The organism is Massilia timonae, from assembly GCF_001866515.1.
GTDB classification, from domain to species: Bacteria; Pseudomonadota; Gammaproteobacteria; order Burkholderiales; family Burkholderiaceae_D; genus Telluria; species Telluria timonae.
In genome coordinates this window covers 3,652,226-3,677,090 of sequence record NZ_JRYB01000001.1, presented here as the reverse complement: position 1 = coordinate 3,677,090, position 24,865 = coordinate 3,652,226, and the positions used below count along the sequence as shown (strand labels likewise).

27 protein-coding genes and 5 tRNA genes are annotated in these 24,865 nt (G+C 62.5%); 4 read left to right on the top strand and 28 right to left on the bottom strand.

Translation table 11 applies throughout. From position 1 onward, the window contains the following. The first annotated feature begins 46 nt into the window (after positions 1-46). The 4 genes from LO55_RS15900 (at position 47) to LO55_RS25890 (ending at position 3,583) form a co-directional block, all read left to right on the top strand. Positions 47-991 carry a relaxase/mobilization nuclease domain-containing protein gene (locus tag LO55_RS15900; protein ID WP_143054529.1) on the top strand — a complete coding sequence of 315 codons (945 nt, stop codon included), beginning with the start codon at positions 47-49 and terminating at the stop codon, positions 989-991. Positions 992-1,092: 101 nt separating this feature from the next. Then, positions 1,093-1,521 (top strand): hypothetical protein, encoded by a 429-nt coding sequence (locus LO55_RS15895; RefSeq protein ID WP_143054528.1) that lies wholly within the window; start codon positions 1,093-1,095, stop codon positions 1,519-1,521. A gap of 589 nt (positions 1,522-2,110) precedes the next feature. After that, positions 2,111-2,401 (top strand): hypothetical protein, encoded by a 291-nt coding sequence (locus LO55_RS26380; RefSeq protein ID WP_143054527.1) that lies wholly within the window; start codon positions 2,111-2,113, stop codon positions 2,399-2,401. 849 nt (positions 2,402-3,250) lie between these two features. Next, positions 3,251-3,583, top strand: a complete 333-nt coding sequence (locus tag LO55_RS25890) for a helix-turn-helix domain-containing protein (protein ID WP_083415346.1) — start codon at positions 3,251-3,253, stop codon at positions 3,581-3,583. Here LO55_RS25890 and LO55_RS15880 read toward each other — a convergent pair. The 28 genes from LO55_RS15880 to plsX all read right to left on the bottom strand — a co-directional run bounded on the left by LO55_RS15880 (position 3,571) and on the right by plsX (position 24,697). Beyond that, on the bottom strand, positions 3,571-4,674 hold the full coding sequence (locus LO55_RS15880) for a site-specific integrase (RefSeq protein ID WP_071362189.1): 1,104 nt from the start codon (positions 4,672-4,674) through the stop codon (positions 3,571-3,573). The genes LO55_RS25890 and LO55_RS15880 overlap by 13 nt on opposite strands. Before the next feature lie 146 nt (positions 4,675-4,820). Then, a tRNA-Cys gene (locus LO55_RS15875) sits at positions 4,821-4,894 on the bottom strand. A gap of 77 nt (positions 4,895-4,971) precedes the next feature. After that, a tRNA-Gly gene (locus LO55_RS15870) sits at positions 4,972-5,047 on the bottom strand. A 31-nt stretch (positions 5,048-5,078) separates the two neighbouring features. Further along, positions 5,079-5,154: transfer RNA gene (locus LO55_RS15865), tRNA-Gly, on the bottom strand. A 47-nt stretch (positions 5,155-5,201) separates the two neighbouring features. Next, a tRNA-Gly gene (locus tag LO55_RS15860) sits at positions 5,202-5,277 on the bottom strand. 67 nt (positions 5,278-5,344) lie between these two features. After that, a tRNA-Gly gene (locus LO55_RS15855) sits at positions 5,345-5,420 on the bottom strand. Between the two features lie 87 nt (positions 5,421-5,507). Next, the gene (gene pgsA / locus LO55_RS15850) at positions 5,508-6,086 is read right to left on the bottom strand and encodes a CDP-diacylglycerol--glycerol-3-phosphate 3-phosphatidyltransferase (RefSeq protein ID WP_071362188.1); all 579 of its coding nucleotides are present in this window, start codon (positions 6,084-6,086) and stop codon (positions 5,508-5,510) included. 240 nt (positions 6,087-6,326) lie between these two features. Then, positions 6,327-8,201: an excinuclease ABC subunit UvrC gene (gene uvrC, locus LO55_RS15845; protein ID WP_143054663.1), complete on the bottom strand. Its 1,875-nt coding sequence runs from the start codon at positions 8,199-8,201 to the stop codon at positions 6,327-6,329. Positions 8,202-8,305: 104 nt separating this feature from the next. After that, the gene (acpS, locus tag LO55_RS15840; protein ID WP_071362187.1) at positions 8,306-8,725 is read right to left on the bottom strand and encodes a holo-ACP synthase; all 420 of its coding nucleotides are present in this window, start codon (positions 8,723-8,725) and stop codon (positions 8,306-8,308) included. A gap of 1 nt (position 8,726) precedes the next feature. Next, the gene (pdxJ, locus tag LO55_RS15835) at positions 8,727-9,506 is read right to left on the bottom strand and encodes a pyridoxine 5'-phosphate synthase (RefSeq protein WP_071362186.1); all 780 of its coding nucleotides are present in this window, start codon (positions 9,504-9,506) and stop codon (positions 8,727-8,729) included. 10 nt (positions 9,507-9,516) lie between these two features. Next, complete coding sequence (gene recO / locus LO55_RS15830) at positions 9,517-10,311, bottom strand: DNA repair protein RecO (protein WP_071362185.1); 795 nt, start codon at positions 10,309-10,311, stop codon at positions 9,517-9,519. 24 nt (positions 10,312-10,335) lie between these two features. Then, positions 10,336-11,232 carry a GTPase Era gene (era, locus tag LO55_RS15825; RefSeq protein WP_071362184.1) on the bottom strand — a complete coding sequence of 299 codons (897 nt, stop codon included), beginning with the start codon at positions 11,230-11,232 and terminating at the stop codon, positions 10,336-10,338. After that, entirely contained in the window at positions 11,229-12,002 is a 774-nt protein-coding gene (gene rnc / locus LO55_RS15820) for a ribonuclease III (RefSeq protein ID WP_229410152.1), read from the bottom strand. Before rnc ends, era begins: the two co-directional genes overlap by 4 nt. A gap of 76 nt (positions 12,003-12,078) precedes the next feature. Further along, entirely contained in the window at positions 12,079-12,477 is a 399-nt protein-coding gene (locus LO55_RS15815; protein WP_071362182.1) for a DUF4845 domain-containing protein, read from the bottom strand. Between the two features lie 12 nt (positions 12,478-12,489). Next, on the bottom strand, positions 12,490-13,419 hold the full coding sequence (gene lepB, locus LO55_RS15810) for a signal peptidase I (protein WP_005666821.1): 930 nt from the start codon (positions 13,417-13,419) through the stop codon (positions 12,490-12,492). Next, positions 13,419-15,212, bottom strand: coding sequence for a translation elongation factor 4 (lepA, locus tag LO55_RS15805; protein ID WP_005666820.1), 1,794 nt, complete (start codon positions 15,210-15,212; stop codon positions 13,419-13,421). Before lepA ends, lepB begins: the two co-directional genes overlap by 1 nt. Next, positions 15,212-15,385 carry a hypothetical protein gene (locus LO55_RS26695; RefSeq protein ID WP_177185531.1) on the bottom strand — a complete coding sequence of 58 codons (174 nt, stop codon included), beginning with the start codon at positions 15,383-15,385 and terminating at the stop codon, positions 15,212-15,214. Before LO55_RS26695 ends, lepA begins: the two co-directional genes overlap by 1 nt. A 64-nt stretch (positions 15,386-15,449) precedes the next feature. Beyond that, positions 15,450-15,764, bottom strand: coding sequence for a glutaredoxin family protein (locus LO55_RS15800; RefSeq protein ID WP_071362181.1), 315 nt, complete (start codon positions 15,762-15,764; stop codon positions 15,450-15,452). Then, positions 15,761-17,215: a DegQ family serine endoprotease gene (locus LO55_RS15795; RefSeq protein WP_071362180.1), complete on the bottom strand. Its 1,455-nt coding sequence runs from the start codon at positions 17,213-17,215 to the stop codon at positions 15,761-15,763. The genes LO55_RS15800 and LO55_RS15795 overlap by 4 nt, the downstream gene beginning before the upstream one ends. Positions 17,216-17,356: 141 nt before the next feature. Beyond that, complete coding sequence (locus LO55_RS15790; protein WP_005666817.1) at positions 17,357-17,656, bottom strand: sigma-E factor negative regulatory protein; 300 nt, start codon at positions 17,654-17,656, stop codon at positions 17,357-17,359. Positions 17,657-17,716: 60 nt separating this feature from the next. Further along, on the bottom strand, positions 17,717-18,319 hold the full coding sequence (gene rpoE / locus LO55_RS15785) for an RNA polymerase sigma factor RpoE (protein ID WP_040776532.1): 603 nt from the start codon (positions 18,317-18,319) through the stop codon (positions 17,717-17,719). Between the two features lie 74 nt (positions 18,320-18,393). Further along, positions 18,394-19,089 carry a hypothetical protein gene (locus LO55_RS15780; protein WP_071362179.1) on the bottom strand — a complete coding sequence of 232 codons (696 nt, stop codon included), beginning with the start codon at positions 19,087-19,089 and terminating at the stop codon, positions 18,394-18,396. A gap of 79 nt (positions 19,090-19,168) precedes the next feature. After that, a complete protein-coding gene (gene fabF, locus LO55_RS15775; protein ID WP_005666813.1) occupies positions 19,169-20,416 on the bottom strand; it encodes a beta-ketoacyl-ACP synthase II in 1,248 nt (415 codons plus the stop codon). Positions 20,417-20,447: 31 nt separating this feature from the next. Then, positions 20,448-20,687, bottom strand: coding sequence for an acyl carrier protein (gene acpP, locus LO55_RS15770; RefSeq protein ID WP_005666812.1), 240 nt, complete (start codon positions 20,685-20,687; stop codon positions 20,448-20,450). Between the two features lie 193 nt (positions 20,688-20,880). Next, on the bottom strand, positions 20,881-21,618 hold the full coding sequence (gene fabG / locus LO55_RS15765) for a 3-oxoacyl-ACP reductase FabG (RefSeq protein ID WP_005666811.1): 738 nt from the start codon (positions 21,616-21,618) through the stop codon (positions 20,881-20,883). Between the two features lie 16 nt (positions 21,619-21,634). Further along, entirely contained in the window at positions 21,635-22,570 is a 936-nt protein-coding gene (fabD, locus tag LO55_RS15760; protein ID WP_071362178.1) for an ACP S-malonyltransferase, read from the bottom strand. A 43-nt stretch (positions 22,571-22,613) separates the two neighbouring features. Further along, entirely contained in the window at positions 22,614-23,600 is a 987-nt protein-coding gene (locus LO55_RS15755; RefSeq protein WP_071362177.1) for a beta-ketoacyl-ACP synthase III, read from the bottom strand. Positions 23,601-23,620: 20 nt separating this feature from the next. After that, complete coding sequence (plsX, locus tag LO55_RS15750; protein ID WP_071362176.1) at positions 23,621-24,697, bottom strand: phosphate acyltransferase PlsX; 1,077 nt, start codon at positions 24,695-24,697, stop codon at positions 23,621-23,623. Between the last annotated feature and the right edge of the window lie 168 nt (positions 24,698-24,865).

The following is a 24,865-nucleotide window of genomic DNA, read 5'->3' as shown; positions in this document are numbered from 1 at the left end:
GCGCAGTCGAGACTGGGCCACTATCAAGGAGGGGTTGCGCCTCACCGTGAAGCGCGCCCCCGAAGTCGTCATCAACGTCAAGGGCAGCCGTCGGTCGCAAGACAGCGACCATGCCGCGATCGAAGGAGTTCTGCGCTACATGATGTATATCTCGCGTAATGGGCAGCTGCCGACGTTCGACGAGCACGGCGAACGGAGCGAGGGACGCGAAGAAGTGCACGACAAGCATGCGTCGTGGAACCTCGACATGCAGCGAATGAAGGGCATGAAAAACGTGCCTCTGCATCCCTCGTTCAACATCATCTTCTCCATGCCGGCCAAGACCGACCCGGAGAAGGTCCTTGAAGCGGCCCAGGCAGTCGCGCAAGCAAGCTTCCAGGGCCACCAATACCTCATGGCGCTACATACGCATGAGACTGATCCAGCGAAGGACGCTCCCGAGCACCCGCACGTCCACCTGATCCTGCGGGCAGAGGACGAGGATGGGAATCGGATCCACATCCGCAAGACCGACCTGCGCGCCTGGCGCGAACTGTTTGCCTCGGAGCTGCGCGCACGCGGCATCGACGCGAACGCGACTTCGCGCGCCGAGCGTGGACGGTCGCGCAAGGCGGTTAGCAGCGCCGAGTGGCATATCCAAAAGCGGTATCAGAACGCTACAGGCCCCCGCGGTTCCGGCGATGCATCGCAAGCCAGGGTGGCCCGCTTCCATGCTGCGGCAGAGGAACTGCGCGAGGGCAGGACCGAACCGAAGCCATGGGAAATCGCGATGGCGGCGCGGCGGCGCGATGTACTGCGTGAACTCGCGGAAAATGCTGTCCGACTTCGTCGCGAGGGTGATTCCGAGCTGGCCGATCAGGTAGAGCGATTCGCCAAGGACATGGCTCCCCTTGATTCGGAGCGGCGCCAGATACAACGAGCCTTGGTCGAGCAGGTGAAAAAACGTCTTCGCGAACACGCCGTCGACAACGCAGAAGACCTGTCAAGGTAGGTCGATAAGACCTGATTCACCTCAATGAGCGCTAGGTCGTTCAGACCTATCCTGTCTATATGCCAGGCCACCCCGGCCAGGCCTCGACAGGAGTCATTATCATGAACACGGTCGATCCTCGATCCGTTCAATCAGTGATCTCGGAACTAAGCGCCCAGCACCTCGAACTGGCGCCGGAAGGGTGGCGCCAGTGTGTTGAGAAGATTGCGGAAGGCTATGCCGAAGTGGTCGGAGGGCACGTCTACTGCCTGAACTGCGACGGCGTTCTACAGGGTGCACAGGGCCATGACGTCCACTGCGTGACCATGGTCGCACGCCGCATGCTGGCGAACGAGCCCCTGATCCATGCCTTCCTCACACTCGACCCGATGGATTGCAACGCGCAGGCCCGAGGCACAGGGCGTTTTCCACAGTCTGCTCGTCGAACCGATCGCTCATATAGCAAGCCACGCACGTTGTCGCGGCGTGCCGATGCGGAGTATGCGGCCCCTACGTTCCTGCAAGCCAAGCACCCGGTACGGAAGTCATGACCGGGCCGGCACCAGCGACGTTGTGCCTTTATACCGACGAGGGTTATCAAGTTCCGGAGCCGGAAGATATCAGGGTGGTGATCGACATGCTGGGATTGACCGCCGATCAGGTAGCGGCGCTGGTGGGAGTACGGGATGGCAGGGCTGTCCGGCGCTGGCTCGCTCCCCCGTCATCGAGTACGCACGCGAAGATCGCCTATGCAGCCTGGCGTCTACTGCTCCTGGAGGCGGGGCTGGTACGACTACGCAGGAAACGAACGCTCCGATGACGTGTCCAACACAGAACCGATTTGATAAGAGGTGGCTCCATGGAAGACCTACAAGCTGCGCAGGAGTGGCGAGCGCGTCGCGGCTACGCCGGACGGGGTGGCATCGTTGTTGTCTTCGATGGCATCGCACAAGGATGGGTGAACGAACTCCGGAATCCTGAAGCTTGGCGACCTGGATGCGTGGCCGTGGACGAAACCGGATGCAGTTGGTGCGCTATCGGCGGGAACGATCAGCTTGGAGCGTCGACGTAGATGCCGCTGGATGCGCATTCGTGGAACAAGCGCGTGAGAGTGCGCCGCTATTCTAAGGGAGCGGTGAGATGAGCCTGCAGGATGCGGTCAAGGTGCTGCGCGATCTCGCTGATGCACACCCTGTAGAAAATCGGTCCCGACTCATCGCCGGCGCACTGGCACTGAGTACTGCAACCTACTCCTGCGGCGATCGCGACCTCGCTGATGCCGCGATCGGACTGAGAGTACTGGCAACTGGCGGAACACTGGATCTGGATGAAACAGGACGCCACCGTGCAGCTTTCCTGGCAAGTGTTGTCTGTAGACTGATATCGACCCTTCCGGAGTCAGTGGATGACCTAAACGCGTACCGAGATTGACTAACAGCCAAAACCTTGTAGTACAGCATGCAGAACTGATCAATGTCTTGCGTCATTCAGCGAACGGGGCTCGATGAAGGTGATGAGCCATGACTGTGCATAGTCGGCTACCTGCCCTGCCTCACCCACTCCGCGCTCGAACCCCGTTAGCGTCATGCGTCGCTCGTTGAGCCAGACGACGTGTACGTCGGACAGCTCAGACCTTACCAGACCATCCTGAAGAAGTCTCGCAACCTTGCAGGGTCGCCGTAGTCCCTGATCGGTGACGTCCATGATCAGCAAAACGCCGCGCTGACCGATAGCTTGGCCAAGCACGCGCCGGTCGATCTCGACTCCAGCTTTCCTCATCTTAACCACATGAACGTCCATACGCCACCGAATACTGTTTTTTCATACAGTATTTTAGCAGAGAGCGAACATTTTATTGCAACCATAGAATGTTGAACAGGCCCTATTCATTCGCACGCGAATGCTCCTAGCATCACGTCCTGACCGGTCCATCATGGGATTACTTCTTTAGCAATCGAAGATAAAATTCTCCCCGCCTTGTTGCATCCAGCGGTCAGTTCCCTTGTCAATATAGATTGCATTCATGAGGTGAACTTCATTGCAAATTTCTCAATTGAACTGCCGCACAGTATCGCCATGTCAAATTCCTGATCACTAGAATTTTTAGTCGGCTACTGAGTGTCGTTGCAGCCTGAGCGTAAACAAAAAATCTCAAAGACGAGATTGCAGTGTGATGCTCGAACGGATAAAGTCATTCTATGCCGTCGAATTAAATACTACGTCAGCGCCTATATCTTGCTGCAGATATTCTCAAATATAATTACCGGATAAATTGCCACCATGACGACATTTGAAACGATGGACCTTCAGACTGCCGCCGCTTATTTAGGCGCCAAGACCGAAACCATTTCGCAATTGGCTCGAAAAGGTGAATTACCCGGAGCACAAATCGGCAAGGGCTGGATTTTTCTCAGAGAAGACGTACTCGATTTTCTTCGCAGGCGCATTGCCGCCGAAACGGAGGCGCGTCGCGCCGTGAGAGAAAGTGAAAGCGAAGCCCTTTTCAAGGAAGGCGATCCTCCAAAGCCAGTTGCGGTGCTGAAGACTCGTACTCGCCGCCGCGCCCCACCACTGCTGCCTGGATTACCGTCTACGACGAACTACCACAGTTGAGAGGCGAGATCGCTTCCCCGAAGGCTCGCATACCGTTTCAGCATGCGAGGGTCCCGGTGTCCAGTTATCTTGGCGATCAGGGTATCCGACAATGCGGTCCGTTCGAAAAGCCTGCAGGTGGCTTCGTGACGTAAATCGTGGAAGTGTAAATCCGGGCTTCCGGCATCGTGGAAAATTGCAGCAAACTTGGCAGATAATTCAGCAGTAACCTTATCAAGAACTCGCTCATCGCGTTCGCCGGACCAGTATGGAAAAATTATGCGGTTCCGCTGCTGGATATCTAGGTTCTTTTCCGACGTGTAGTTCGACAGTAGCGGAATCAACGTACTCGGTAGTGGCACCTGCCTATTATCGCCATTTTTCGTTCGCTCCAGCGTGATTGTCTTTTTTTGAAGGGCAATTTGGGACAGTTCGAGCGTATAGCACTCCCTGAGCCGCATAGCTGTATTCAAGGCCAGCTGGAAAAGCATTCTTTCGTCAGGCAAGTCTGAAAGTTTCTCGAGGATACACTCTTCCTCGCCTTCATGGAGCCGTCGATCGCGCTGCTCATCGTAGCGCGGCAGCTTGCCAGCCTTTGCAAGCACTTCTGCGTCGCCTTCAGTGTATGTCGAGAAGCCTCGTTTCAGTAGCCGGAGCGGGTTCGCTACCATGATGTCTGGGTGCTTACGTATCATCCAGTCCAGGCACCTGGCAAGCGCGCCATGCCTGTGCCTGATGGTCGACGGCGCTAGGTGCTGGTCGCGCTTCATCTCCCTCACCCATGCCTCGGCCCATTCATAGTTCAGCATGCTAGTGGATATCAGAGCGACACTAGGAAGTAGTGTGTCCAGAAGCTTGCGGTCGGACAGAGGAACAGAATTATGGCGCAGGTACTCGGCAACGCACCTCTGGAGTGTCCAAGTCTCTCCCTTTGAGCTCTTCTTCTCTAGGAGTGCTGCCGGCACAATCCCCTGCGCCAGCAGCGCTTCCAGCTGCTTTCCGTATCGCTCAGCGGTTTCGTAGTCGTCGAAGGTATGGTAAAGCGGCTTCGGTAGAAGCTTATGAGTGACCCTTAGCTGGTACCCGTACGGACGCTTGATGATGGTCGCCATGATGCATAGATCATAGAACCTGGCGTCGAAATGTAAACGGCCAAGCGACGGCCATTTGGCCGTTATCAGGTGTGGTGCACCACACTTGGCGTGTGGTGTTGAACCCAATGCAAACGGGCCCCAACGGGGCCCGTACTATGAGGATCTGGAGGCGAGGACGGGAGTCGAACCCGTCTAGACGGCTTTGCAGGCCGCTGCATAACCGCTTTGCTACCTCGCCAGAGGATATAGTGCGCTTGATCGATGTGAACGGTTATGAAACACATCAACAAGGGAAGAAGGAATCTTCCTGAATTCTGGAGCGGGAGAAGAGTCTCGAACTCTCGACCTCAACCTTGGCAAGGTTGCGCTCTACCAACTGAGCTACTCCCGCTTAGGAGTGTTACCACTTATCTTGTAAAACCTGGAGCGGGAGAAGAGTCTCGAACTCTCGACCTCAACCTTGGCAAGGTTGCGCTCTACCAACTGAGCTACTCCCGCATGGAGCCTTACAATGTACTACCAACTGCAGCGCCAGTTTAGAAAACTGGAGCGGGAGAAGAGTCTCGAACTCTCGACCTCAACCTTGGCAAGGTTGCGCTCTACCAACTGAGCTACTCCCGCGTACAGAACAACGATTATGACAGAACTTTGACGTTTTTCCAAGATCGCTTTACAGCTTTGCAATCTTTGGAGCGGGAGAAGAGTCTCGAACTCTCGACCTCAACCTTGGCAAGGTTGCGCTCTACCAACTGAGCTACTCCCGCTTCGTCTTTCATTCTGTTGCGTTGTTGTCGCAACAGGCAGGCATTATAGAGATTCTATTCTGTACGTCAAGGATGCCACGAAACAAATTAAATCGCCCCCGCCTTCTCCTTGATCAGGGGCCAGGCGCGGCGCAGATAATAGAACATCGACCACACCGTCAGCACGCCCGCCACCCACAGCAGGTACTCGCCCCAGAAGTGGATATCGATGCCGAACAGGCGGTCATGGAACAGCAGCATCGGGATCGCCGTCATCTGGGCCGCGGTCTTGATCTTGCCGATCGAGCTCACCGCCACCGAGCGGGTGGCGCCGATCTGGGCCATCCATTCGCGCAGCGCCGAGATGGTGATCTCGCGGCCGATGATGATGCCGGCGATGATCGCGTCCACCCGGTCCAGTTGGACCAGCACCAGCAGCGCGCCGGCCACCATCAGCTTGTCCGCGACCGGGTCGAGGAAGGCGCCGAAGGCCGAGGTTTCGTTCCAGCGGCGGGCTAGGAAACCGTCGAACCAGTCGGTGACGGCGGCGATGATGAAGACGGCGGTCGCCGCGAGATTGCGCTCGGGGAGCGTCATCCAGTCAACCGGCAAGTAGAACAATCCGACTACGAGGGGAATGAGCGCGACGCGTAACCAGGTCAGGAGAATCGGTATATTGAAGGGCATGAGAGAGCTGATTACCGTGGAAAAATGCTTGGCCGTTAGTCTACATGGGTATGCTGGTTTGGGCCAGTTGACTCATCTGTATGGGGAGGCGCGGAGCCTGGCGGCTCAACGGTTGGCGGTTGTTTCGGGTTGACTGCATGGAAATATTGATGCCGAACGGGTAGTTCGCATGCTGGTTGAACGCGTAGACGGCAAGCCGCCCACCCCACCGTTGATTGAACGTAGGGTGGACGGGGTCATTCAATGCAGCTGCCTGTAAATCTCTTCCGCCAACGCGCTCGAAATGCCCTCCACCGTCATCAGGTCTTCGACACTGGCGTCGATCACGCCGCGCAGGCCGCCGAAGCGCGCCAGCAAGCGCTGGCGGCGCTTGGCGCCGATGCCTTCGATCTCTTCCAGGCGCGAAGCCTGGCGCGCCTTGGCGCGCTTGGCGCGCATGCCGGTGATGGCGAAGCGGTGCGCCTCGTCGCGGATCAGGGCCACCAGCATCAGCGCCGCCGATTCCTTGCCCAGCTCCTGGGCCGGGCGGCCGTCGGCGAAGATCAGGGTCTCCAGGCCCACGCGCCGCCCTTCTCCCTTGGCCACGCCGACGATCATGGAGATGTCCAGCCCCAGCTCGGTAAACACCTGGCGCGCCATCTCCACTTGCCCCTTGCCGCCGTCGACCAGCACGATGTCGGGCATCACGCCCTCCCCGCCCGCCACTTTCTCATAGCGACGCGTCAGCACCTGGCGCATGGCGGCATAGTCGTCGCCCGGCGTGATGCCGTTGATGTTGAAGCGGCGATACTCGCCGTTCTGCATCTGGTGGTGGTGGAACACCACGCACGAGGCCTGGGTCGCCTCGCCCGCCGTGTGGCTGATGTCGAAGCATTCGATGCGCAGGGCGTCCAGGTCTTCGCTGTCGAGCTGCAAGGTATCGGCCAGCGCGCGCGTGCGCGCCTGTTGCGAGCCCTGCTCGGACAGCAGCCGCGCCAGCGCGATTTCTCCGCCCTTGCACGCCATCTCGAGCCACTGGCGGCGCTGGCCGCCCGGCTGCAGCACCAGGCTGATGCGGTGGCCGCACTGCTCCTGCAAGGCCATGATGAGTTCGGGCTGGTCGAATTCGACGTTCAGGATCAGGGTGCCCGGGATGAACTGGCCCGCATAGTGCTGGGCCAGGAAGGCGCACAGCACCTCGACCTCGATCGGGCATTCTCCCAGCGATTCGCCCACGTGGCTCGGGAAGTAGGCGCGGTCGCCCAGGTGGCGTCCGCCACGCACCATGGCCAGGTTGACGCAGGCGCGTCCGCCCTGCACCACCACCGCGATGACGTCCACGTCGGCGTCGCCCGTCGTCTCCATGCTCTGCGCATGCAGCACCTTCGACAGCGCCTGGATCTGGTTGCGCACCGACGCCGCCTGCTCGAACTTGAGCTCCATCGCGTAATCCTGCATCTTCTGCTCGAGGTCGGCCATCACCTCGCTCTGGCGTCCGCGCAGGAAGCGCGCCGCGTTCTCGACGTCGAGCTTGTATTCCTCCGGCGCGATCAGTTTTACACAGGGCGCGCTGCAGCGGCCGATCTGGTGCAGCAGGCAGGGGCGCGTGCGGTTCGCATAGACGCTGTCCTCGCAGGTGCGCAGCTTGAACACGCGCTGCAGCAGCTGGATCGATTCCTTGGCCGCCCAGGCGCTGGGGAAAGGACCGAAGTACTGGTTCCTCTTGTCCAGCGCGCCGCGGTAATACGCCATACGCGGCGCTTCGCCGCCCGTGATCTTGATGTAGGGGTAAGACTTATCGTCGCGGAACAGGATGTTGTAGCGCGGCTTGAGCGTCTTGATCAGGTTGTTTTCCAGGATCAGCGCTTCGGCCTCGCTGCTCACCACCGTCGTTTCCAGGCGCGCGATCTGCGACACCATCATCGCGATGCGCGGGCTCGACAGGTTTTTCTGGAAGTAGCTCGAGACGCGGTTCTTGAGGTTGCGCGCCTTGCCGACGTAGAGCACGTTGTCGGCCGCATCGAAGTAGCGGTACACGCCGGGCAGCCCCGGCAGGCGATTGACGACGGCCAGCACCTGCGCGCGCACGTCGGCATCCACCTTCGGGCTCAGCTCGCGGTTGGCTTCGGCGCGCATTTCCTCGCGCGCCTCCGACAGGCGCTCGCGGCCGAGCCGCGCGGCCAGTTCGGGGGTGAGTTCGACGGATGGGTTGCCAGCTGCTGCGGGTTTTGCTTCGGACATTACTCTGCCAATGATGGTGATGCCAACGGCGCCTGGGTCACGATCACGAAGGCGACGCCGTAGTCGGCCTCGTCGCTGATCGTCACCTGGGCGCTGAGCCGGTGCTCGCGCATGAAGTCGCCAAGGGCGCCGCTGCAGACGATGACCGGTTTGCCGCTCGGGTCATTCAGCATCTGGGCGGAACGCCAGGTCATGGGCATGCGCATGCCGAGACCAATGGCTTTCGAGAACGCCTCCTTGGCCGAGAAACGGGTGGCGAGGAAGCGCAGGCCGCGCACCGCGTTCTTGGCGCTGCGGGCATGGTATTTTTCCAGCTCTTGCGGGCCGAGGATTTTCTCGGCGAAGCGCGGGCCGCTGCGTGCGAGGGCAGCCTCGACACGCGAGATCTGGACGATGTCGGTGCCGATGCCGTAGATCATCTCAGGCCCCGGCTTTCGCGGTGTAACTCACGCCCAGGCGCGCCGCGACCATGATCGCCTTCATCTCGCGCACCGCGTTTTCCCAGCCGGCGAACAGCGCATGCGCCACGATCGCGTGGCCGATGTTCAGCTCGTGCAGGTCCGGAATCGCCGCGATCGGCTGCACGTTGGTATAGTGCAGGCCATGGCCGGCATTCACGCGCAGGCCGCGTTTCGCGCCCTCATGCACGCCCAGCTTGATGCGTTCCAGCTCGTGCGCCACTTCATCGCCTTCGGCCTCGGCATAGCGGCCCGTGTGCAATTCGATCACGGTGGCGCCGACGGCGGCCGCCGCCTCGATCTGGCGCGCATCGGCATCGATGAACAGCGAGACGCGGATGCCCTCTTCCTTCAGCTGCTTCACGGCCGCCTCGACCTCGTTGTAGTAGCGCACCACGTCCAGGCCGCCCTCGGTCGTGACTTCCTCGCGCCGCTCCGGCACCAGGCACACGTCCTGCGGTTTCACCTGGCAGGCGAAGTCGATCATCTCACGGGTGACGGCCGCTTCCAGGTTCATGCGCGTCGCCAGCAGCGGGCGTAGGGCCAGCACGTCGGCATCCTTGATGTGGCGCCGGTCTTCGCGCAAATGCAGCGTGATCAGGTCGGCGCCCGCCTGCTCGGCCAGCAGCGCGGCGCGCAGCGGGTCCGGATACGTCGTGCCGCGCGCATTGCGCACGGTGGCGATATGGTCGATGTTCACGCCCAGGTCGATCACCTGGCCGGCGGGTTGCAGGAAGCTCATAGTGTTCTTTTTACAGTTGCATCAAATCGATCAAAATCTGGCGCGTATTGAGCGGCTGTCCGCCCAGGTGGTGCGCCAGCAGGAAGCGCATCAATTGCTTGCTCTGCGCCTGGGTCGCCGGATCAGTATAGTCCTCGCGCTCCATGTCGAGCAGGGTCTTGCCCAATACCACGGGCCAGACTTCGCCTGGGCCCGCCGCGCGCGCGCCGCGCTCCGGATCGACCACGTAATCGCGGCCCGGCTCCACCGGGGCGCGGCTGTTCGTGCAGCGGCCGAGATCGGCTGCCACGCCTGTTTCCTTAAGTAAGGCTCTTTCGAATTTTCGCAAGACGATTTGCGCCGGTTCGCCGTGGGCGAGCTGGTTCAGGGTCGAGACGTAATGGTCGAACAGGGCCGGATGGCGGTCGTCGCGCGCCAGCAATTTGACGAGCAGTTCGTTCAGGTAGAAGCCGCACAGCAGCGCCGTGCGTTCCAGCGGCAGCATGCCGCCCACCCACTCGGCATCGATCAGGGTGCGCAGCTCGGACTTGCCGCTCCACGAGACGCTCAGGGGCTGGAAGGTCTGCAGCACGCCGCGCAGCTTGGAGAACGGGCGCTTGGCGCCCTTGGCCACCACGCCCACCCGGCCATGGTCGCGGGTGAACATGTCGATGATGAGGCTGGTTTCTTTGTAGGGATAGCTGTGCAGCACGAAACCCGGCTGGCCGACGATGCGGCTGTCGCGTGCCGGCGCGCGCGGGCGCTTGCCCGCGGCCGGCGTGCCCTGCTCCGGCAGGTCGTCGATGAATTGGTCGTGGCTGGACATGCGCGTGGCTTGCGTCCCCCGCCCTTACTCGTAACCGTAAGCGCGCAGGCCTGCTTCGTTGTCGGCCCAGCCGGATTTGACCTTGACCCAAATTTCCAGATAGATCGGGCCGCCGAACAGTTTCTCCATATCGAGGCGCGATTGGGTCGAAATCTCTTTCAGGCGCGCACCCTTGTTACCGATGATCATCGATTTATGGGTGTCGCGCTCGACCAGGATCGCGGCGAAGATCCGGCGCAGATTGCCTTCCTGTTCGAACTGTTCGATCAGGACGGTGCTGGTGTACGGCAGTTCGTCGCCCAGCAGGCGGAACACTTTTTCGCGCACGATCTCGGCCGCCAGGAATTTCTCGCTGCGGTCGGTGATGTCGTCCGGCCCGAATACCGGCGGATTTTCCGGCAGGTGGCGCTTGATCTCGGTTTCCAGCGCGTCGACCTGGAAGCGCAGCTTGGCCGAGACCGGCACGATGGCGGCGAAGTTGAACAGGGCCGAGATCTTTTGCGCGAACGGCATCAAGACCGCCTTGTCCTTCACGCGGTCCGATTTATTGATGACCAGGATCACCGGGACATTCTTTGGCAGCATGTCCAGCACTTGCTGGTCGGCCGGGCCGAAGGTGCCGGCTTCGACCAGGAACAGGATCGCGTCCGACGACGTCAGCGTGTTCGAGACGGTCTTGTTCAGCGTCTTGTTCAGCGCATTGGCATGGCGGGTCTGGAAGCCCGGGGTGTCGACGTAGATGTATTGCGCGTCGTCGCGGGTCTGGATGCCGGTGATGCGGTGGCGCGTGGTCTGGGCCTTGCGCGACGTGATCGACACCTTGGCGCCGATCAGGACGTTCATCAGGGTCGACTTGCCGACGTTCGGGCGGCCGACGATGGCGATATAGCCGCAGCGGAAATTGTCGGGAGTGGCGTTCATGCTTTTTCTGTTCCTGGTTGTTCTGCTTGGGCGGCCGATGCGGCGTCGCCCTGATTGGTGCCGATGCCGGCCAGTTTCAACTGGGCCGAGCGCTGGCGTGGCTTGCGCGCGCCGGGCGTCTTGGTCAGCGCCTTCTGGGCCGCGTCGAGGGCCAGGCTGGCGGCGGCCTGCTCGGCCGCGCGGCGGCTGCCGCCGCGGCCGAACACCTGCACGTTCAGCTTCGGCACCAGGCATTCGACTTCGAATTCCTGGCTGTGGGCGGCGCCGTGGGTGGCCACCACATTATAGGTCGGCAGCGCAATACGCTTGGCCTGCAGGAATTCCTGCAGCAAGGTCTTGGCGTCCTTGCCGAGCGTGGCCGGGTCGACCGTCTCCAGCAGTGGAATGTAAAAGGCGCGGATCACGTCGCGCGCGCTGTCGAAGCCGCTGTCGAGGAAGATCGCGCCGAGCAGCGCTTCCAGGGTGTCGGCCAGGATCGAGGGCCGGCGGAAACCGCCGGACTTGAGCTCGCCCTCGCCCAGGCGCAGGAATTGCGACAGGTCGAGCTTCTGGGCGATCTCGAACAGCGCCTGCTGCTTGACCAGGTTGGCGCGCAGGCGCGACAGGTCGCCCTCGTCAAGCGTGCCGAAACGTTCGTACAGCACCGAAGCGACGACGCAGTTGAGGACCGAATCGCCCAGGAATTCCAGGCGCTCGTTATGCAGACTGCTATGGCTACGGTGGGTCAGGGCTTGCTGCAGCAGCCCGATGTCCCGGAACGTATACCCCAAGCGCGTTTGCAATAACTGAAGATTCATTGTCGATGTCGTGTGTGTGGCCGGCAGGCCACGGTGTGTCTATAAAGGCTCAGGGAGCGGTGCTGTCGGCCTCGGCCACCACGCCGCTGGGGTCGGTGGTGCCGGCGAAGTCGATCAGCAGGCTGACGTTGCCCATCAGCGGCAGCCGCTTTTCGTAGGCAAAGCTGATCTGCGTTTCTTCACCATCGCGGGTGAAGACCAGGTCCTGGCCGCGTACGGCCTCGACGTCGTTGACGCTGGTATGGCGGTTGAAGGCTTGCTGCATCTCGCGGATGCTGCCGCCGCTGTCCTTGACCTTGGCGATCGCCGACTTGATCGCGTTGTACTCGATATAGGCCGGGACCATGCGCATGGCGAAGATGCCGGCCACGCCGATGACGACCAGCGCCCCGATCAGGCCGGACAGGGAAAGACCGTCTTGTTTGTTAACTATCTTCCTGCGATCCATGCGCGCCCCTTGTTATTGGATACCGCCGACACGTTTCGGATTGCTGAAGTTCATCCAGACCACGAAGGCCTTGCCGACGATATTGCGATCAGGCACGAAACCCCAGTAACGGCTGTCCGCGCTATTGTCGCGATTATCGCCCATCATGAAATACTGCCCTTCCGGCACCACGCAGGTGAACTTGTCGTAGGTGTATTCGCAGTTTTCACGCAGCGGGAAATTGTCTACGCTGCCCAGGTCGATATTGCGCTTGTCGGCCGTGTTCAGGATGCGGTGCTGGGTCAAGCCGCCCGGGCTCGGCAGTTTCTCGACGAACTGCTTGTGGTAGATCGGATGCTGATCGTCCAGGTAGTCGTCCAGCGCCGTGTACTCGACCGGCTTGCCGTTGACCGTCAGGCGCTTGTCCTCGTACGTGATTTTATCACCCGGCACGCCAATGACGCGCTTGATGTAATCCTGGTTCATGTCTTTTGGATACTTGAACACCATCACGTCGCCGCGCTGGGGATTATTGATCTGGATGATTTTTTTGTTAATGATCGGTAGACGGATGCCATAGGTGTATTTGTTCACCAGGATGAAGTCGCCCACCAGCAGGGTCGGCACCATCGACGACGACGGGATCTTGAACGGCTCCCACAGGAACGAGCGCAGGATGAACACCAGCGCGATCACCGGGAAGAAGCTGCCCGAATACTCGATCCAGGTCGGCTGGCGCAGGTGGGCCTGCTCGATCGCCGCGCGGTTGCCGTTGTGGTCGACCTTGATCCCATCCGCGACCAGCTTGGCGTTGCGCGTATCGTACTCGCGCAGGGCGGCATCGGCGGCGCGGCGCCGCTGTTTCGCCAAATAGAATGTGTCCAGGCACCAGATGATGCCCGTGATCACCATCAAGACGAACAGGATCAGGGCAAAATTGCCCAGGATGGGTTGCAGGTTCATTATTTATCTTCCACCTGGAGAATGGCCAGGAAGGCTTCTTGTGGAATCTCCACCGAGCCGACCTGCTTCATGCGCTTCTTGCCGGCCTTTTGCTTCTCCAGCAGCTTTTTCTTACGCGAGATGTCGCCGCCATAGCACTTGGCCAGGACATTCTTGCGCAGCGCCTTCACGTTTTCGCGCGAGATGATGGTGGCGCCGATGGCGGCCTGGATCGCGACGTCGAACATCTGGCGCGGGATCAGTTCGCGCATCTTGGCCGCCACCTGGCGTCCGCGATACGGCGCGTTGGCGCGGTGGACGATGATGGCCAGGGCGTCGACCTTTTCGCTGTTGATCAGCATGTCGACCTTGACCACGTCGGCCGCGCGATTTTCCTTGAACTCGTAGTCCATCGAGGCATAGCCGCGCGAGGTGGACTTGAGGCGGTCGAAGAAGTCCAGCACGATCTCGGCCATCGGGATCTCGTAGTGCAGCTTGACCTGGCGGCCGTGGTAGGCCATGTCCATCTGGATGCCGCGCTTGCCGTTACACAGGGTCATCACCGAACCCACGTACTCTTGCGGCATGTACAGGTTGACGTCGACGATCGGCTCGCGCACTTCGTTGATCTTCGACGGTTCCGGCATCTTCGACGGATTGTCGACGCGGATGATGCTGCCGTCCTTCATCTCGACCTCGTACACCACGGTCGGCGCCGTCGTGATCAGGTCCATGTCGAATTCGCGCTCCAGGCGCTCTTGCACGATCTCCATGTGCAGCAGGCCCAGGAAGCCGCAGCGGAAGCCGAAGCCCAGCGCCTGCGAGACTTCCGGCTCGTACATCAGGGCGGCGTCGTTCAGCTTCAGCTTCTCGAGCGAGTCGCGCAGCGCGTCGTACTGGTTCGCCTCGACCGGGAACAGGCCGGCGAACACCTGCGGTTGCACTTCCTTGAAGCCCGGCAGCGGCTCGGGCGCCGGACGGCTGGCCAGGGTCACGGTGTCGCCCACGCGGGCGGCGGTCAGTTCCTTGATGCCGGCGATGATGAAGCCCACCTGGCCGGCGGTCAGCTGTGGCAGCGACACCGAACGCGGGGTGAACACGCCGATGTTTTCCACCAGGTTGACCGACTCGGTGGCCATCAGGCGGATCTTGTCTTTTGGACGCAGGGTGCCGTTGACCACGCGCACCAGCATCACGACGCCGACGTACGGGTCGTACCAGGAGTCGACGATCAGGGCCTGCAGCGGCGCGTCGGGATCGCCCTTCGGCGGCGGCACTTTCGCGATCAGGGTTTCAAGCACGTCTTCCACGCCCAGGCCGGTCTTGGCCGAGCACACGGTGGCGTCGGACGCGTCGATGCCGATCACGTCCTCGATTTCTTTCTTGGCATTGTCCGGGTCGGCGTGCGGCAGGTCGATCTTGTTCAGGATCGGCACCACTTCGACGCCCAGGTCGAGCGCGGTGTAGCAGTTGGCGACCGTCTGCGCTTCCACGCCCTGCGAAGCGTCGACCACCAGCAGCGCGCCTTCGCAGGCCGACAGCGAGCGGCTGACTTCGTACGAGAAGTCGACGTGGCCCGGGGTGTCGATCAGGTTCAGGTTGTAGACCTGGCCGTCGCGCGCCTTGTACTGCAGCGCCGCGGTCTGGGCCTTGATGGTGATGCCGCGCTCGCGTTCCAGGTCCATCGAATCGAGCACCTGGGCGTCCATTTCGCGGTCCGACAGGCCGCCGCACAGCTGGATGATGCGGTCGGCCAGGGTCGATTTGCCATGGTCGATGTGGGCGATGATGGAGAAGTTACGTATGTTGTTCATTAACAAAGCTCAAAACCAAAAAGGCCGCGAAAGGCGGCGACTACGACGATATAAGGCGTACTGCCGTGCAGCACGAATTGGCTGCGCAATACGAAAAAGCGCTGCGTCGGGGGCCGTGCCGGTCCCCAGGCGAGCGCCTTGGCAAAGCAGGAAATTCTTTGGAAGGTGTGCAATCACCGCTCCGACCCGGCATTTTACCGGATTTCGAGGCAGAAAGGCCGGTTTCCAGAGGGTGGCTCAGGACGCGGCCCGCGTGGCGGCGCAGGCGGCCAGGTAGGCCCGCACCGCCGCCTCGTCCAGGAAGTAGTGACAGAGCTCGGGCTGGCCGGGATCGCCATACAGCACCGGCACCAGCTCGTCGAAGCGCGCCAGCAACGCCGGGTCGGAGTCGACGTCCAGCACGGCGACGCCGAACGGCTGCCCGGGCGGCTCGAGCGCGCGCAGCGCCGCCAGCATGTCCTCGCACAGGTGGCACCAGCTGCGCGAATACAGGACGAAGCTTGGGCCGAATTGCGTCGGCGCAGGCGCGTGCTCGCCTCGCTGCTGCGTCACTGGCGCGGCTTGAGCGTGATGTACTGCGTGGTGTCCTCGCGCTGCACCAGCAACGCCACCGCCTTCGACTTGTCGTGCTTGGCCAGCAAGGCCTTGAACTGTTCGACGCTGGTGATCGGCGTATTGTTCCACTGCAAGATCACATCGCCCGGCTGGATGCCGGCGCTGGCGGCCGGGCCCTGCGCCTCCTCGACCAGCAGGCCGTGGTCGATCCCCAGCTCCTTGCGGTCGCTTGGGGAAATATTCGACATGTGCAGGCCCAGCGCGTCCGGCGCGGCGCCCGGCGCCGGTTTCTTCGGCTGCTGGCGGCCCGGGGTCGGACGCTCCTCTTGCAGTTCGACGATGGTGACCGGCACCTCGACCTGGGCCCCGCGGCGCCACACGGTGACGCTGGCGCGGCTGCCGACCTTGGAGGCGCCCACCAGGCGCGGCAGGTCGGTGGTCGACTGGATCGGTTGCTTGTTGAAGGCCAGGATGATGTCGCCGACCTTGATGCCCGCCTTCTCGGCCGGGCCGCCCGGCTCGACCATCGAGACTTCGGCGCCGCGCGCCTTGCCCAGGCCCAGCGACTCGGCCACGTCGCGCGTGACTTCGCTGATCTGCACGCCCAGGCGGCCACGGGTGACCTTGCCGGTGGTCTTGAGCTGGTCGGACACGCGGATGACCTCGTCGATCGGCACCGCGAACGAGATGCCGTTATAGGCGCCCGACAAGGTCGCGATCTGCGAGTTGATGCCGATGACTTCGCCGCGCAGATTGATCAGCGGACCACCCGAGTTGCCGGGGTTGACCGCGACGTCGCTCTGGATCAAGGGCAGGTATTCGCCGGTATCGCGCGACTTGGCCGAGATGATGCCGGCGGTCACGGTATTCTCGAGGCCGAACGGTGAACCGATGGCCAGCACCCACTCGCCGACCCGGATCTTGCTGGAGTCGCCGGTGCGCAGGTAAGGCAGGTTGGTCGCGTCGAGCTTGAGCAGCGCGACGTCGGAGCGGCGGTCGGCGCCCAGCACCTTGGCCTTGAACTCGCGCCGGTCGGAGAGCGTCACCGTGACCTCGTCGGCGCCCTCTACCACGTGGGCATTGGTCAGCACGAAGCCGTCGCTTGATATGATGAAGCCGGAGCCGACGCCGCGCTGCACTTCGCGTTCTTCTTCTTGCGGCTGGCCGCGCCGGCCGCCGCCGCGCGGGACCATCTGGCCGCCGAAGAAGCGGCGCAGGAATTCCTGCATTTCTTCTTCGCCCGGTGCGCCGCCGCGGGTGCGCACCCTTTCGGTGGTGCGGATATTGACGACGGCCGGCCCCACCTTGTCGATGACGTCGGTGAAGTCGGGCAGGCCGGTGACGGTCGGGGTGGGTACGGGGGCGGCGGCGTGGACGGGCTGGATGAAGGCCGTGGCGCCGGACACGAGCAGTGCCGACAGGAGCAGGCTGGCAGTTTTACTGGTCATGGATTCGCTATCGAATGGCTAAGATTGACTGAATGGTAAGCCAAATTGCGCGCTTTGTCGCGCCACGCCCGCCGCGCGCCGCCCACGACCGGGCAGTGAGAGAAGGAATTTAAGCCTGGGATAAGGAAGGCTGGCGGGAAGTCAGGAAGAAGCGGTCTTGGCGAGCACCGCCGCCAGGCCGGTGGACTCGGCCGCGACGGCCGCGCGGCGCAGCGGCGGCGGCTCGCCGGCGAGGCGTTCGGCCAGGCGCGCGTTAAATGCCGGAGACAGCGCCGGCGCGGCCGTGTCGCGCAGCGTGTCGCCGATCAGGTGATACAGATCCCAGGCCTGGCGGCCGTCGCTGCCCTGCAGTGCGGCCAATGCCAGCTCCAGGTCGGCGTCGAGCAAGGCGCCATCTTTCAGGGCAGATATCTGCTCGCGTAATTTTCTATTGGTGTCCATCGGCGGTTCCATCGACGTCGGTAGTGTTCAATATGTGCTGTGTTCGTACGATCCCGCTACCTACCGACGTTTGTCAACCGGGAAATCGAGTAAAGGGCGTAATTTCTCGGCAATGACTTCGCGCGCGCGGAAAATCCGGCTGCGCACCGTACCTATTGGACAGGCCATCACTTCGGAGATTTCCTCATAGCTGAGTCCTTCGATTTCGCGCAAGACGATCGCCGTACGCAGCTCGAGCGGCAAGGCTTCCATGGCCGCGTTGACGGTATGGGCGATTTGTTTGCTGGCGAGCATGGATTCAGGCGTGTTAATGTCGCGCAAGCTGTCTGCATCATCGAATCCTTCGGCGCGTTCGGCGTCCGTCTCGGTCGAGGTCGGTGCGCGCCTCCCCTGGGTGACTAAAAAATTCTTGGCCGTGTTGATTCCTATTCGATAAAGCCACGTATAGAAAGCCGAATCCCCGCGAAAATGGCGCAGGGCCCGGTATGCTTTGATGAAGGTCTCTTGCACCACGTCTTCGGCTTCGGCCGGATCGTGGACGAGACGCGACACCAGGCGCATCAGGCGACGTTGGTACTTGGAGACAAGCAAATCAAAAGCCCCCTGGTCCCCGGCCTGGACGCGCTCTACCAGCAACTGATCACACTCGCGTTCTGTCGTCACGGACCATGCCCCATTGGCGACCCTCTCGCGAGGAGGCACCGACTGATGCGTACAGCGCAAAAATCGGTACATCCTTAAGAGTTGGCCCCCTGCAATAAGTTCACACTGTTTTGTATCGGTATTGTTGCAGCGCCATTGGCCAGCGCACGCACGGCGACCGCCAGCGCGCGGTATTGGCCGGCGCCCACGGCATCTGGCAGCAGCACCAGCGGCCAGATCGCGCCGTCCTCGGCGCGCAGGCGCAGCAAGATGCAGCAGGGCCAGACCGTGGCGCCGGGCAGCAGCGTCATGGGTGAGCCCGGCTCCGGTTTCCCGGCCGCCGGCCCGCGTTTCCCCAACTCCTGTTGTACCGTCAGGCGTATCTGCCCAACTCCAGAAATATCAATCCGGCGCACCGTTGCAATCGCGTGCAAGATCGCGTTGGAATGTGTGGGGCGGTGGGCGCCTGCGGCGCCCCCATCGACGCGCCAAAGGCGGCGCGGCCAGCCGGCCACGGCGGAAAAAAGTGGGCGCGCCAGCGACAGCGCGGCAAGCAGCGGCGCGCATGCGACAGCGCCGCCGAATGCGAAGCGTTCGGGCAGCAGCAGGCCCACGGCCAGGGCAGCCGCGCACAGCGACGCGCAGAAGGCGGCGAGCACGCAGCGCAGGCGACGCGACGGCGCGATGACGGCGGACACCGCAAGCGACATGAGGCACAGGAAGAATCGAGGGAAGGACCTGCCGGCGGGCAGGATGGCGGGCGGAGGAAGCTCCTCTTCTACCGCCAGCACCGGCCGGCCGCCACGAACGGGCGACAGGCCGGGCTGTTGGAAGCGCCCATCCCGTTAGACCGGGACGGGGCGAAGTGGTTCAGACTTTGGCGAAGATCAGCGTACCGTTGGTGCCGCCGAAGCCGAAGGAGTTTTTCACCGCGTAGTCGATCTGCATCTCGCGCGCCGTGTTGGCGCAGAAGTCCAGGTCGCACTCCGGATCCTGGTTGAAGATGTTGATCGTCGGTGGCGACACCTGGTTGTGGATCGCCAGCACGGTGAACACCGATTCCAGGCCGCCGGCGCCACCGAGCAGGTGACCGGTCATCGACTTGGTCGAGTTCACGACCAGGCTCTTGGCATGGTCGCCGAACACGCGCTTGATGCCGCGCACTTCGGCCACGTCGCCCAGCGGCGTCGAGGTGCCGTGCGCATTCACGTACTGCACCTGGTCGACGTTGATGCCGGCGTTGTTGAACGCGTTGACCATGCAACGCGCCGCGCCACTGCCATCCTCGACCGGCGAGGTGATGTGGTTGGCGTCCGCGCTCATGCCGAAGCCGATGACTTCAGCATAGATCTTGGCGCCACGCGCGACGGCGTGTTCATATTCTTCGAGCACCATGACACCGGCGCCCTCGCCCAGCACGAAGCCGTCGCGGTCGCGGTCCCATGGACGCGAGGCGGTCGACGGGTCGTCGTTGCGGGTCGACAGCGCGCGCGCCGAGGCGAAACCGCCCAGGCCCAGCGGCGACACGGTGGATTCGGCGCCGCCCGCGATCATCACGTCGGCATCGCCGTACTCGATCAGGCGCGCTGCCGCGCCGATGCTGTGCAGGCCGGTGGTGCAGGCGGTGACGATGGACAGGTTCGGACCACGCAGGCCGAACTTGATCGAGAGATCGCCCGAGATCATGTTGATGATCGATGCCGGCACGAAGAACGGCGAGATGCGGCGTGCGCCGCGGTTCGCGTATTCTTCCTTGGTCGCTTCGATCATCGGCAGGCCGCCGATGCCCGAACCGATCACCACGCCGATGCGGTCCGCGTTCTCTTCGGTGACTTCCAGGCCCGAATCCTTCAGGGCCTGGATGCCGGCTGCCATGCCGAAATGGATAAAGGTATCCATGTGGCGGCCTTCCTTGCCCGGCAGGTAGTCTTCGACGTTGAAGTTCTTGACCTCACCAGCAAAGTGGGTCGTGAATGGCGCTGCATCAAACTTGGTGATGTTGGCAATGCCCGACTTGCCGGCCAGTGCCGCATCCCACGCTTCGGCAACGGTGTTGCCGATCGGTGAAATGCAGCCCAGGCCGGTGACGACGACACGGCGGTTGCGTGAACGACTCAAGCGATTCTCCCAAAAACTGTAAAGCGACTACTCAGGCCTTGACGTGCGCGGTTGCGTAGTCGATGGCTTGCTTGACGGTGGTGATCTTCTCAGCCTGCTCGTCAGGGATTTCCATTTCGAACTCGTCTTCCAGTGCCATCACCAGTTCCACGGTGTCCAGCGAGTCTGCACCGAGGTCGTCAACGAACGAGGAATCGATTTTGATGTCTGCTTCGGCAACGCCCAGTTGCTCAGCGACGATTTTTTTAACGCGTTGTTCGATATCCGACATGTTTTGGCTCCATTAAGGTATGTGTTGCGGAAAGTGCGCGCATTTTATCAGGTTTGCGACCCGAAAAACTATTTTCGGCGACTGCGGCTATTTCGCCGGAAAGTCCTGCTAAAAGTCGAGATTGCGTCCCAATCGGGACCGGCTCCCCGGGGCCGATTGGAACGCGGTCTTTATCAATCTATTACTGTACTGATTAATTCATGTACATGCCGCCATTCACGTGCAGCTCGGTGCCCGTGATGTAGGCGGCCGTCGGTCCGGCCAGGAAGGCCACCGCATGGGCGATGTCTTCCGGCTGGCCCAGGCGGCCCAGCGGAATCTGGGTCAGCAGGGCTTCGTGCTGGCCTTCGCCCAACGCCTTGGTCATGTCGGTGTCGATGAAGCCCGGGGCCACGCAGTTGACGGTGATGTTGCGGCTGCCGATCTCGCGCGCCAGCGCACGGGTCATGCCGGCCACGCCGGCCTTGGCGGCCGCGTAGTTCATCTGGCCCGGGTTGCCGGCCGCGCCGACCACCGAGGTGATGCTGATGATGCGACCGGCCTTGGCTTTCATCATGCCCCGCAGCACCAGGCGCGACAGGCGGCCGACGGCGGTGAGATTGGTGGCGATCACGTTGTCGAACTCGTCGTCCTTCATGCGCATGGCCAGGTTGTCCTGGGTGATGCCGGCATTGTTGACCAGGATCGACAGGCTGCCGAAGCCCTTTTGCACTTCGTCCACGACTTCCGCGCAGCGGGCCGCGTCGAGCACGTTCAGGACCACGCCCTTGCCGCCGAATTCGGCCAGGTAATCGGAAATCGCCTGGGCGCCCGATTCGCTGGTGGCGGTGCCGACGACCTTGGCGCCCTGGCGCGCCAGTTCCAGCGCGATGGCCTTGCCGATGCCGCGCGATGCGCCGGTGACGAGGGCGACTTGGTTCTGCAGATTCATAGGTTTCCTTTATCGTTTATTCGGAGATCGACGCCAGCACGCGCTCCAGCGCGGCCTGGTCGACCAGCGCTTCGCCGACCAGGTTCGCGTCGATGCGCTTGGCCATGCCGATCAGGGTCTTGCTGGGCGCGCATTCGATGACCTGGGTCACGCCATCAGCCGCCATCTTCTGCATGGTCTCGACCCAGCGGACCGGACCGGCGGCCTGGCGCACCAGTGCGTCCTTGATCTGCTCGGGATCGTTCAGCACGGCGACGTCGACGTTGTTGATGACGTCAATTTGTGGAGCCGCAAACTTCAGCTCCGCCATATAGGTACGCAGGCGGTCGGATGCCGGCTTCAGGAGCGACGAGTGGAATGGCGCCGACACCGCCAGCTTCATGGCGCGCTTGGCGCCCTTGGCCTTGGCGATCTCGCAGGCGCGCTCGACCGCGGCGGTATGGCCGGCGATCACGATCTGGGTCGGCTCGTTGAAGTTCACGGCCTCGACCACTTCGCCCTGCGCCGCCTCAATGCAGACGGCGCGCACGTCGTCGGCCGCGAGGCCCAGGATGACGGCCATGCCGCCCTGCCCGACCGGGACCGCGTCCTGCATCGATTGCGCGCGGAAGCGCACCAGCGGCACCGCGTCGGCGAACGGGATCACGCCGGCCGCCACCAGGGCCGAATACTCGCCCAGGCTATGGCCCGCGACCACGTTCGGCACCGGGCCGCCGGCCGCGATCCAGGCGCGGTAGACGGCGACCGCGGCGGTCAGCATGACCGGCTGGGTATTGGTGGTGAGGTCGAGGTCTTCTTTCGGACCCTCGGCGATCAGGCGCTTGAGGTCGAAGCCCAGGGCGTCGGACGCTTCTTGCACCGTCTGGTCGACGACCGGGTTGCCGGCGAAGCCGTTCAGCATGCCCACTGCCTGGGCGCCTTGTCCGGTGAACAGGAATGCGAATTTGCTCATCGTTGTTTTCCGTAGTTGTTGTTCTTGGAGGCCGGGCCGGCGCTTACATGCGCGCCAGCACCGCGCCCCAGGTGAAGCCGCCGCCCACACCTTCCATCAGGACGTTCTGGCCCGGCTTGATGCGGCCGTCGCGCACCGCCTGGTCGAGCGCCAGCGGGATCGAGGCGGCCGAGGTATTGCCATGTTCGTTGACGGTGACGACCATCTTTTCCAGCGGCAGGCCGAGTTTCTTGGCGGTGCCGTTCATGATGCGGATATTGGCCTGGTGCGGCACCAGCCAGTCGATCTGGTCGGCGGTCACGCCGGCGTGGTCGAGCACCTCGTGCGCGACTTTTTCGAGCACCGACACCGCCAGCTTGAACACCGCCGGACCGTCCATGTGCAGGAAGCCGCTGCCGGCGACCGCGCCATTGGCCAGGTTGCCGGGGATCGACAGGATGTCGGCATGGCTGCCGTCGGCATGCAATTTAGCGCCGAGGATGCCCGGCTCGTTCGATGCCTCGAGCAGCACGGCGCCGGCGCCGTCGCCGAACAGCACGCAGGTGGTGCGGTCGTTGAAGTCGACGATGCGCGAAAACACTTCGGCGCCGATCACGAGCACCCGCTTGTGGTTGCCGGCGCGGATGAAGGCGTCGGCGGTCGACATCGCATACACGAAGCCGCTGCACACGGCCGCCACGTCGAAGGCGGCGCTGCCGTTGGCCATGCCCAGCTTCTGCTGCACGATGCAGGCCGTGCTGGGGAAGCTGCCGTGGAAGTCGGGGGTGGAACTGGCGACGATCACCAGGTCGACGTCGCCCGGCGCCTTGCCGGCCATCTCGAGCGCGCGGCGCGCGGCGTGCACGGCCAGGTCGGACGACAGTTCGCCTGCCGCGGCGAAGTGGCGCGCCTCGATGCCGCTGCGGGTGACGATCCACTCGTGCGAGGTCTCGACGCCCATCTCCGCCAGCTGGGCCGCCAGCTGTTCGTTGGTAACACGGTTGGCCGGCAGGTAGCTGCCGGTGCCGGTGATTTTGCTATACAAGGTCATTGCTTCACCATCCTGCTGGGTTATTGCGCCTGGCGCTGGCCGTCGAGCGCCGATGCCGGCGTAACTGCGGGCGCGGCGGCCGGAGCCGTTAGCGGGGAGTTCGGCATCAGTTCGGCGATCAGGGCCGACAGGTGCTCTTGCACATTATTGTGTGCGGCATCGTAGGCGCGCTTGATCGCCCACTCGAAGGCATAGGCATTGGCGCCGCCGTGGCTCTTGAAGACCAGGCCTTTCAGGCCCAGCAGGCCGGCGCCGTTGTAGCGTTCCGGATTGAGCTTCTTGAGCGCCTTGCGCGCGAACACCGCGCCCAGCATCGACATGACGCTTTCCTTGAACGTGGCCTTCATGAAGCGCGACAGGCCTTCGATCGCCTTGAGCATGACGTTGCCGACGAAACCGTCGCACACGACGACGTCGACCGTGCCCTTGAAGATGTCATTGCCTTCGACATTGCCGAAAAAGTTCAGTTTGCCACGTTCGGCGTCGGCGCGCAGCAGCACGCCGGTGGCTTTCACCGCCTCGTTGCCCTTGATGTCTTCGGTGCCGACGTTGAGCAGGCCGATGGTCGGGCGCGGGATGCCCTCGATCGCCGAACACAGCACCGAGCCCATGATGGCGAACTGGTGCAGGTGGTCCGGCTCGCAGTCGACGTTGGCGCCGAGGTCGAGGATATAGGTCGGGCCGCCCTTCTGGTTCGGCATGATCGAGCAGATCGCCGGGCGGTCGACGCCGGCCATGGTCTTGAGCACGTAGCGCGAGACGGCCATCAGGGCGCCGGTATTGCCGGCCGAGACGCAGGCGTGGGCGCTGCCATCCTTGACGGCCTCGATCGCCACCCGCATCGACGAATCCTTCTTGCGGCGCAGGGCCACTTCGACCGGGTCTTCCATCGTGACGATTTCGGAGGCGTGCTTGACGGTCAGGCGCGGGTTGTTGTCCGCGTGATGCTTCTTGAGTTCTGCGCGCAGCACATCTTCGACGCCCACGAGCACGAGCTCGGCGTCAGCTTGCTTTTTGAGAAAGGAGATGGCTGCCGGAATGGTAACTGAGGGGCCGTGATCGCCGCCCATGCAGTCAATGGATATTTTAATTGTCATTTGTTGGAGATGCCGCGGCTCACACAGGACGGGCGGCCAGAGGGGATCGGTTCGTGGCGCACATGCGCACGGGATCCAGGCTGTTCAACATGACGGCGGTGCTAGGGATGCAGCCGGTTACTGAGCAGATGCCAAAGAAAAAGCGGCGCCACGCAGATAACATACGTT